Consider the following 9,625-nt stretch of genomic DNA (forward strand, 5'->3'; position numbering starts at 1 on the left):
GAAGGACCTACAAACGGCGGGCATCGCATTTGCAATTACCAGCGGCAGGCCGCCACGCGGCATGGCCATGCTGGTTGATCCGTTGGCGCTGCGGACCCCCATCGCCGGCTTCAACGGCGGGGTGTTTGTCAGACCCGACCTCTCCGTTATTGAAAGCCACACGCTCGATCCCGCCACGGCGAAGCAGACCCTGAAGCTGATACTCGATCAGGGCCTGGATGCATGGGTGTATACCGACGAGGAGTGGTTGATCCGGGATAGCAATGCACCGCATGTCGCGCGCGAGACCTGGACCGTAAAGTTCAACGCCCGGGTCGTGGCGTCGTTCACGGATGCGGACCTGGCGCATGCGGTAAAGATCGTTGGGGTCTCCGATAATCTCGACCTGGTCGCCGCCTGCGAAAAGGTGGCGCAGGACACCCTCGGCGACAGAGCGAGCGCGGCGCGCTCGCAGCCGTATTATCTCGACGTGACCCATCCGCAAGCCAACAAGGGCACGGTTGTGACACACCTTTCAAAGTCTCTGAGCATTGCACCCGGGCTGATTGCCACCATCGGCGACATGCCAAATGACGTTCTCATGTTCCGAAAGAGCGGCTTCTCCATCGCCATGGGAAACGCCAGCGACGAGGTCAAGGCGCAGGCGAGCGCGGTCACCGGCAGCAACGAGGACGAAGGTTTTGCAAATGCATTGCGGAAGTTTGTCCTGCCATCCGTCAATGCCTGAGCCCGGCAGCAAACAGCTGCCGGATACCAAGAAAGGACACCCATGTATACCAACATACTACTACCCACGGACGGATCGGAGCTCGCCATGAAGGCGGTGCGCCACGGCCTGGCCCTCGCCAAGCGGATCGACTCCAGAACTGTTGCACTGACAGTCTTGCCGCCGTTTCACACGTTTACGACCGATGCCGAAATGATCGAGGATACGCGAACCGACTACGAAGCGCGGATGCAGCAGCATGCTGAGAAGACTCTTGGCGCCGTCGCTGACGCGGCGCGGGCTGCAGGCGTCGAATGCGAGAGGGTCCAGGTCGAGCATGAGCATCCCTACCGGGCGATCATTGATACTGCGGAATCGAAAGGCTGCGATCTCATCGTCATGGCCTCGCACGGTCGCCATGGTCTTGCCGCGATCATCATTGGCAGCGAGACGGTCAAGGTGCTTACACATTGCAAGATCCCGGTACTGGTTCATCGATAGGCTTGCGTCAGCAGCGTCCGCTACCTTTCATTCAAGCCCCGGCGCGAACAGCAGGCCCATAGAATGTCACCCAGCATCGGTTCTGGTTTGCAGCCTTAACCGCAGCCGGTCGAACGCCAAATAGACGACTGGCGTCGTATAAAGCGTGAGCAGCTGACTCATGAGTAGCCCGCCCACAATCGCTATGCCGAGCGGACGGCGGAGTTCATATCCCACACCCGTGCCCATTGCCAAAGGCAAGGCTCCCAGAATTGCAGCCATCGTCGTCATGACGATCGGACGGAAGCGCAATATGCACGCCTCGAAGATCGCATCCGACGCGCTCTTGCCACCCTGGCGCTGCGCCTGCAGCGCGAAATCGATCATCATGATCGCGTTCTTCTTGACGATCCCGATCAGGAGCACAATGCCGATGATGGAGACGATGTTCAGATCCTCCCTGAAAAGCATCAGGGCGAGCATCGCGCCGACGCTAGCTGACGGCAGGGTGGAAATGATCGTCAAGGGATGAACCAGGCTTTCGTATAAAATGCCAAGCACGATGTACACCGCCAGCAGCGCCGTCAAAATGAGCACCGGCTCGGTGCTCAGCGATTGCTGGTAGGCCAACAGCGTTCCGGCAAAAAACCCTTGCAGCGATGACGGCGCGCCTAGCCGCGCTTGCATCTGATTTATGCTCGATGTGGCATCGCTCAAGGACATCGCCGGCGCGAGGTTGAAGGACACGGTGACGGAGGGAAACAGGCTGGTATGGTTGATCGCCAGCGGGATTGTATCGGCTTGTCGCCGGGTCACCGCGAGCAGCGGGGTGTGGCTGCTACCGGATGTATTGAAGTAAATGTCCTTCAACGCTTCCGGGCTTTGCCAATACTGCGGAGCTACCTCCAGCACCACGTAATACTGATTTAACTGGGTGTAGATAATGGACACTTCCGACTGGCCGAAGGCGCTGTATAATTCCTGGTCCAGCGCCTGCACTGTCAATCCGAGCCTTGCCGCAGCGAGGCGATCGTAGTTCAATAGCTCCACCAGTCCGCCATTCTGCTGGTCGGAGCTTACATCCTGCAAGCCGGGCAGCCGCTTCATCTCGCTCAGCAATACGGGTCCCCATCTGGTCAGATCCTCCATAGTGTCGGCCTGGATCGTGTACTGGTACAGCGCATTGCTGGAGCGACCGCCGATACGCAGGTCCTGTACCAGCTGAAGGAACGTGGAGGCTACCGGCAGGCGGTTCAATTGGGTGCGTAGGCGGTTGATGATCGCTGCGGCGCCGGCGTTCCGTTCCGCCGCCGGCTTAAGTGCGACATAGAGGGAGCCGGTATTGGTTGCGCCCTTGGTGCCGGTAAACGCGATCACGTTGGCGACGGCGGGATCGTTCTTGATCACGTCGACGATTTGCCGAATAGAGTCGTCCATCGCCGGGAAAGATGACTCCTGGGGCCCCTGCACGGCACCGGCCAGTGCTCCGGTATCTTCGACCGGGAAAAAGCCTTTCGGTATCGCGACGATCAGCACGCCGTTGAGGGCGATGGTAAGAAGCAGCACAATGAGGATGGGGATCGGACGCGCCAGCACCCAAATAAGGCTGCCGCGATACCATGACAGCACCCGGTCGAAAACCCGTTCGCCGGCCAAATAGAGGCGGCCATGGCTCTCGGTGCGCTCGTTCTTCAACAGATAAGCACACATCATCGGCGTGGTGGTCAGTGAGACGATCATCGACACCAGAATGGCGGTCGAGAGGGTTACGGCAAATTCGCGGAACAGGCGTCCGACGATACCCCCCATCAGCAACAGCGGGATAAAGACGGCAATCAGCGAAATGCTGATGGTGAACACGGTGAAACCGACTTCGCCCGCGCCCTTCAGCGCCGCGGCAAACGGCGTCATGCCGCTTTCCATGTTGCGCACGATATCTTCCATCACGACGATGGCATCGTCGACGACGAAGCCCGTTGAAATCGTCATGGCCATCAGCGAAAGGTTGTCGAGGCTGTATCCGAACAGGTACATCACGCCAAGCGTGCCGAGCAGCGAGACCGGCACGGCGACGCCCGGAATCATTGTTGCGCGGCCGTTGCGCAGGAAGACAAAGACCACGACGATGACGAGGCCGATCGATATCAAGAGCGTCCACTCGACGTCGCCGACGGAAGCGCGGATGGTGGTGGTGCGATCAAGAACGATGGTGGTATCGATGCCGAGCGGAATCGATGCGTTGATGAACGGCAGTTGCGCGCGGATCCGATTCACCGTGCCGATGATGTTGGCGCCGGGCTGGCGGAAGATGATGATCGTCACCGCGCGATTGCCGTTCAAATAACCGGTAGCGCGCACATCCTGCACGGAGTCCGTCACCTCAGCAACATCGGTGAGGCGAACCGCGGAGCCATGGCTGAACCCGACAATGAGAGGCTTGTAGTCCGCGGCAAGCGAGATCTGGTCGTTGGCGACAATATCCGCGGTGACCGTGCCGTCGGATATCTGGCCCTTGGCGAGGTCGGCATTCTGCAGGCTGAGAACGGCCCGCAGACTAGCCAGGGTAAGGCCGTAGCTTGCCAATTGGGTAGGGTTTGCGTCCACGCGTACCGACGGCAACGCGCCACCTCCGGGGATGACCTGGCCTACGCCCTGGATCTGCGACAATTTCTGCTGGATGACGGTGGACGCTTCGTCGTAGAGCTTGCCTGGGCCGTATTTATCCGATGTCAGGCCGAGGATCATGATCGGCGCGTCGGCGGGATTGACCTTGCGATAGGTCGGATTGGCCGGCAGATTGCTCGGCAGGTAGGTTCGCGCCGCGTTGATGGCCGCCTCGACATCGCGCGCCGCGCCGTCGATATCGCGGTTGAGGTCGAATTGAATGGTGATCGATGTGCTGCCGAGCGTGCTGGCGGAGGTCATCTCCGTTACATCGGCGATATGACCGAGCTGTCGCTCCAGCGGGGTGGCAACCGACGACGCCATGATATTGGCGCTGGCTCCCGGGAAGCTTGCACTGACTGAAATGGTGGGAAAGTCGACCTCCGGCAGAGGCGCCACCGGCAGCACGTCGAACGCCATCGCCCCGGCCAGCCCAATCGCCAGCGTCAGCAGCGTGGTCGCCACCGGGCGGTGAATGAACGGCGCGGAAATGTTCATGCCGAGCCTACGACGTCCTCGCCTCCGGCGTGGCGGATCTGGGCGCGAAGCGCCGAACCAGATTGTCAAAGAAGATATAGATCACGGGTGTCGTGTAAAGCGTGAGCACCTGGCTCACCAGCAGTCCTCCGACCATCGCGATGCCCAGTGGCCTGCGCAGTTCGGAACCGGAGCCGGTTCCGAGGGCGAGCGGCAGGCCGGCGAGCAGCGCGGCCATGGTCGTCATCATGATGGGACGGAAGCGGAGCAAGCAGGCATCGTAGATCGCATCCGTTGCGTTCTTGCCCTCGAGCCGCTCACCCTGCAGCGCAAAGTCGACCATCATGATTCCGTTCTTTTTCACGATCCCGATCAGCAGGATCAGGCCGATGATCGCGACCATGCTCAGATCCTGATGAAACAGCAGCAAGGCGAGGAAAGCGCCGACGCTCGCTGACGGTAGCGTCGACAGAATGGTGATCGGGTGCACGAAGCTCTCATACAGGACACCGAGCACGATGTAGACGGTGACCAGGGCCGCCAGTATCAGCAGAGGCACATTGCTCAGCGAATTCGTGAACGATGCGGCGGTGCCCTGAAAACCTGCCTGCAGGCTCGCCGGCATGTGCAGGTCCTTCTGTGCCGCGTCGATCACCGCAATGGCGCTCCCAAGCGCGGCATTGGGCGCCAGATTGAACGACACCGTGATGGCGGGAAACTGGCCCTGGTGGGTGATCACCAGCGGCTCGGTGGTTTTCTCGAAATGCGAAAAGGCGCTGAGCGGCACGGCGCTGCTGATGGCCGAACTGGTCGCGCCGGCGGAGCCGGCGCCTTTGCTCGATGTTGCAGTCGAGGTGCTCGACGACAACGCGCCGGCCGGAGGCGCAAGGCTGCCGGCCGCCGGTGTGTACAGCGCCGAAGACGTCAGCGCATTCGATCCGGCGGCGGATGATCCGGAGGACGAGAAGGAGGAAGCCGCTCCGGGGCCACTGGCCCCGGACGAAGAATTGGACTGGATGTAAAGCTGGTTCAGCCGGTTCGGATCCGCCTGAAACAGCGGATCGCTCTCGAGCACCACGTGGTACTGATTCACCTGGGTATACATGGTGTTGATTTGCCGCTGGCCGAAGGCGTCATAGAGGGTGTTGTCGATGGTCGCCACCGCGATACCCAATCGTGAAGCGGTAACCCGATCGATGACCAGGGATATCGCCAGCCCTCCCAATTGCTGATCGGTCGCGATGTCCTCCAGTTCCGGCAACTGCTTCAGCCGGTCAACGAAGCGGCTGGTCCAGACATTGAGTTCGCCGGCATCGGCGTCTTCGAGCGTGTACTGGTATTGGGTGCGGCTCACCCGGTCATCGACCGAGATGTTCTGCACCGGCGCCATGAACAGCTGGATGCCCTGGACCCGGTCCAATCGCGACGTCAGCCTGCGGATCAGATCGGACGCGGTTATATCGCGCTGGCCGATCGGCTTCAGATTGATCGATAGTCGACCGCTGTTGGTGGTCACGTTGGTGCCATCAGCGCCGATAAAGGACGAAACGCTGGCTACCGCCTGATCTTCCAGGATCGCCTTCGCGAGTTCCTGCTGCTTCTCGGCCATGGCTTTTGAGCCGATGGTTGGCGATGCCTGCGATATGCCCTGGATCACGCCGGTGTCCTGGACCGGAAAAAAGCCCTTGGGAATGATGGTGTAAAGAAAAACGGTGAGCAGCAATGTCGCCACGGCGACCGACAGCGTCACCGCCTGGTAGCCAAGGACGAACTTCAGGGTCCGGCCATAGAACGCGATCATGCTGTCGAAGACACGCTCCGAAACCCTTGAGACGCGTCCCTGCTGCTGCTTTGACTGGTTGCGCAGGATTCGCGCACTCATCATCGGCGTCAGCGTCAGGGAGACCACCGCGGAAACCACGATCGTGACGGCGAGCGTCACGGCAAACTCCCGGAACAGGCGCCCGACCACGTCGCCCAGGAATAACAGCGGAATCAGAACGGCGATCAGCGACACCGTCAGCGAAAGGATGGTGAAGCCGATCTGCGCCGCGCCCTTGAGGGCGGCTTCCATCGGCGGGTCGCCCGCCTCGATGTAGCGGGAGATGTTCTCGATCATCACGATGGCATCGTCGACGACGAACCCCGTGGAGATGGTCAGCGCCATCAGCGACAGATTGTCCAGGCTGTATCCAAGCACGTACATGACCGCGAAGGTGCCGATCAGGGACAGCGGCACGGCAACGCTGGGGATGATGGTGGCGTACAGGCTCCTTAGGAACAGGAAGATGACCAGGACGACCAGTGCGACCGTCAGCAGCAGTTCGAACTCGACGTCCGCGACCGACGCCTCGATCGCGATGGTCAGATCAGTCAGAACGGTCACGTGAATGCCGGTCGGCAGGTTGGCCTGAAGCTGCGGCATCAGCCGCTTGATGCGCTGGACCACACTGATCGTGTTGGCGCCAGGCTGGCGCTGCACATTCAGGATCACCGCCGGCGTCAGATTCATCCACGCGGCCTGTCGGTTGTTTTCCACACCGTTCACGATGCGCGCGACGTCGGTCAGCATCACCGGCGCGCCATTGCGGTAGGCCACGACAACCTTCTTATAGTCTTCGCTGGCAACCAGCTGGTCGTTGGCCTCGATCTGGTAATCCTGATGCGGGCCATCGAAATTTCCCTTGGCCGCGTTGACGCTAGCCTGGGTTAGCGCCGTGCGCAGGTCTTCCAGGTTGACGCCGTAGGAAGACAGCGCCATCGGATTGGCCTGAATGCGCACCGCGGGTTTTTGTCCGCCGCTGATCGACACCAGGCCGACCCCGTTGAGCTGCGAGATCTTGGGCGCCATGCGCGTATCGACGAGGTCCTCGACCTGGGAAAGCGGCATCGCATCCGAAGTGATCGCCAGGGTCAGCACGGGGGCGTCGGCCGGATTGGTCTTGCTGTAGATCGGAGGCGAGGGCAGAATCGACGGCAATAAACTCTGCGCCGCGTTGATGGCGGCCTGAACCTCTTCCTCGGCAACATCCATCGCAATGGTGAGATTGAACTGCAGCACGATGACGGAAGTACCCCCCGAACTGGTGGAGGTCATCTGGCTTAAACCCTGCAATTCGCCGAACTGGCGCTCCAGTGGCGCCGTGACGGTGGTCGCCATCACGGTCGGGCTTGCTCCGGGATAGAATGTAAGTACCTGGATGGTCGGATAATCGACTTCCGGCAGGGCCGACACGGGCAGAAGCTGATAGCCGACAAGGCCAACCAGGAGGATTGCCGCCATCAGCAGAGACGTCGCCACCGGCCGCAGGATAAACGGACGTGACGGACTCATTGCGCCTTGCGTCCGCTGTTCTCCGCGACAGGCTTGACCGCAATGACGACCGCAACGTTGTCCTGCAGCTTATCGAAGCTGCTATCGGCGACCATATCTCCGGGATTGATGCCATCGACCTGCGTCATGCCGGCTTCGGTCACCCCAGGCTTTACGCTGTGCAAATGCGCAATATTGTTCTGGATGAGATAGACGAACGAGGCCATGCCATTTTGCTGGATGGCCGATGCTGAAACCAGGGTCACGCCCTGCAATGTATTCACCAGCAGGCGGGCGTTGACGAACTGGTTCGGAAACAGTGCCTCGTTGGTGTTGTCGAGCAGCGCGCGCGCCTTGATGGTCCCGGTCGTGGTGTCGATCTGGTTGTCGAGGGTCAGCAACTGCCCGCTCGCGATCTTGGTCTGGGCGGTACGATCAAAAACATCCACGGTAAGCGTCGCGTTCTGGCGGAGGCGATCCTCAATCTGGCCTATGTTGTCTTCCGGAATCGTGAAAATGACCGTGATCGGCTGCAATTGCGCAACGACGGCGAGGGTGACGGCTCCGGTCGACTGTACGACGTTGCCCGGATCCACCAACCGCAGACCCATCCGACCCGCGATCGGAGCAACGATATGGCAAAAGTCGACCTGAATCTGGTCGTAGTCCACGACGCCCTGATCGTTCTTTACCGTGCCCTGATCCTGCAGCACCAACTTTTCCTGGTCATCCAGGATTTGCTTTCCGACAGCCTTCGTTACCCACAGCAGGCGGTAGCGTTCAACGTCCATCTGCGCCTGGGCGAGCAGGTTCTGGTCTCGTTCCAGCGTCCCCTGCGCCTGCAACAGCGTGGCGCGATACGGCGCCGAGTTGATTTCGATGAGTGGATCGCCCTTGCGTACCGTCTGACCTTCCTTGAATGGCACGGAAGTGACCAACCCGGTTACCTGCGAAGTAATGGAAGCGGTATATTCCGGCGTGACCGTTCCGATCGCGTCGAGATAGACGCCAATGTCGCCCTTGCGGGCTGCGGCGGTCGTAATGCTAACCCCCGCCGCGCCAGCGGCCAAGGACGCGGTCGCTCGGTCCGCGTAGAAATGGCGCCAGCCGAGATAGAGGCCGAGCGATACCAGCAGTGCGACAATCACAAGGGCCCACCAGCGGTGGGGCGACGACGACTTGGTCGGTGAAGGCAAAACCGCACCCCCGTGACTCGCCAGGCTATCATGTCTTCCACACAAGGTTGTGCACCTGTGTGACCGATAAACTGAAGGAGGTGCTACCGTTACGGCGCAATCAAGCTACGCCCGCGCCACGGTGAAGACTGAGCAAAACTGCTCACACCAAGCGGGTTGCAGAGGAAAACTTCTGTTATCGCGTGATCGAGTCCAATACCTGGTTGATTTGGCGGAAGGCGCGGCGCGTGTAGCGGACCTTCACCGTCCATGCTTCGCCCACATTGCGCGGACTTCCTCGTCCGTCGCAAACTCGCCGCGCTCGGCCTCGGGGATCGATGCGGCCACGTCAGCGGCTTCCTCGGGCGTCAGTTCATAAGGCGGCCGCTCGGCCCCGACAGACCGCAACAGCACGTGCGCAAGCTCGTCTTGCACATTGTCGGGAAAGGTCGATACCGTCGCAAACGGGCTGTTCAAGTAAGCGCGTCATGGCATTAATATAGCACGATTGTTCGCTGTGGGCGAGGGCAAGCCGGCACATGAGTCCCATTATAAGCAACTGGCTGGACGATGTTCTTGCCGCGACCGCGTTTCTGACGCGTGTGTGGGTGCCGCGTCGCGACGCGCGGCCCGATCTGGCGCACGCCTATCGCGCCTTTCCGCTCGTTGGCGTCGCGATTGGGGCCGCGATCGGCGCGCTGTACCTTCTGCTGCTGAGAATTGGACTGCCGGCGATCGCGGCCGCGGCGCTCGCGCTCGGGGCCGGCGCGCTGTTGACCGGGGCGCTCCATGAAGATGGGCTGGCAGATG

General features: G+C 60.8%; 7 protein-coding genes. 3 read left to right on the forward strand and 4 right to left on the reverse strand.

Going from position 1 to position 9,625, the window contains the following annotated elements:
• Together ABSG20_RS21520 and ABSG20_RS21525 are read left to right on the forward strand one after the other, a co-directional pair.
• On the forward strand, positions 1–727 hold a 727-nt coding region (locus ABSG20_RS21520), incomplete at its 5' end, for an HAD-IIB family hydrolase (protein WP_423866530.1).
• A gap of 42 nt (positions 728–769) precedes the next feature.
• Positions 770–1,207 (forward strand): universal stress protein, encoded by a 438-nt coding sequence (locus ABSG20_RS21525; protein WP_423866531.1) that lies wholly within the window; start codon positions 770–772, stop codon positions 1,205–1,207.
• Positions 1,208–1,273: 66 nt separating this feature from the next.
• Here the strand turns inward: ABSG20_RS21525 and ABSG20_RS21530 are convergent, their stop codons facing one another.
• The 4 genes from ABSG20_RS21530 to ABSG20_RS21545 form a co-directional block, all read right to left on the reverse strand.
• Positions 1,274–4,348: an efflux RND transporter permease subunit gene (locus ABSG20_RS21530; protein ID WP_423866532.1), complete on the reverse strand. Its 3,075-nt coding sequence runs from the start codon at positions 4,346–4,348 to the stop codon at positions 1,274–1,276.
• Positions 4,349–4,355: 7 nt separating this feature from the next.
• Complete coding sequence (locus ABSG20_RS21535) at positions 4,356–7,661, reverse strand: efflux RND transporter permease subunit (RefSeq protein ID WP_423866533.1); 3,306 nt, start codon at positions 7,659–7,661, stop codon at positions 4,356–4,358.
• A complete protein-coding gene (locus ABSG20_RS21540) occupies positions 7,658–8,710 on the reverse strand; it encodes an efflux RND transporter periplasmic adaptor subunit (RefSeq protein WP_423866534.1) in 1,053 nt (350 codons plus the stop codon). Before ABSG20_RS21540 ends, ABSG20_RS21535 begins: the two co-directional genes overlap by 4 nt.
• A 366-nt stretch (positions 8,711–9,076) precedes the next feature.
• The gene (locus tag ABSG20_RS21545; RefSeq protein WP_423866535.1) at positions 9,077–9,292 is read right to left on the reverse strand and encodes a hypothetical protein; all 216 of its coding nucleotides are present in this window, start codon (positions 9,290–9,292) and stop codon (positions 9,077–9,079) included.
• A 62-nt stretch (positions 9,293–9,354) separates the two neighbouring features.
• Between ABSG20_RS21545 and ABSG20_RS21550 the strand changes: the two genes are divergently transcribed.
• The coding region (locus ABSG20_RS21550; RefSeq protein WP_423866536.1) for an adenosylcobinamide-GDP ribazoletransferase at positions 9,355–9,625 on the forward strand (271 nt) is incomplete at its 3' end.

The organism is Bradyrhizobium sp. (genome assembly GCF_049512235.1).
GTDB lineage: Bacteria > Pseudomonadota > Alphaproteobacteria > Rhizobiales > Xanthobacteraceae > Bradyrhizobium.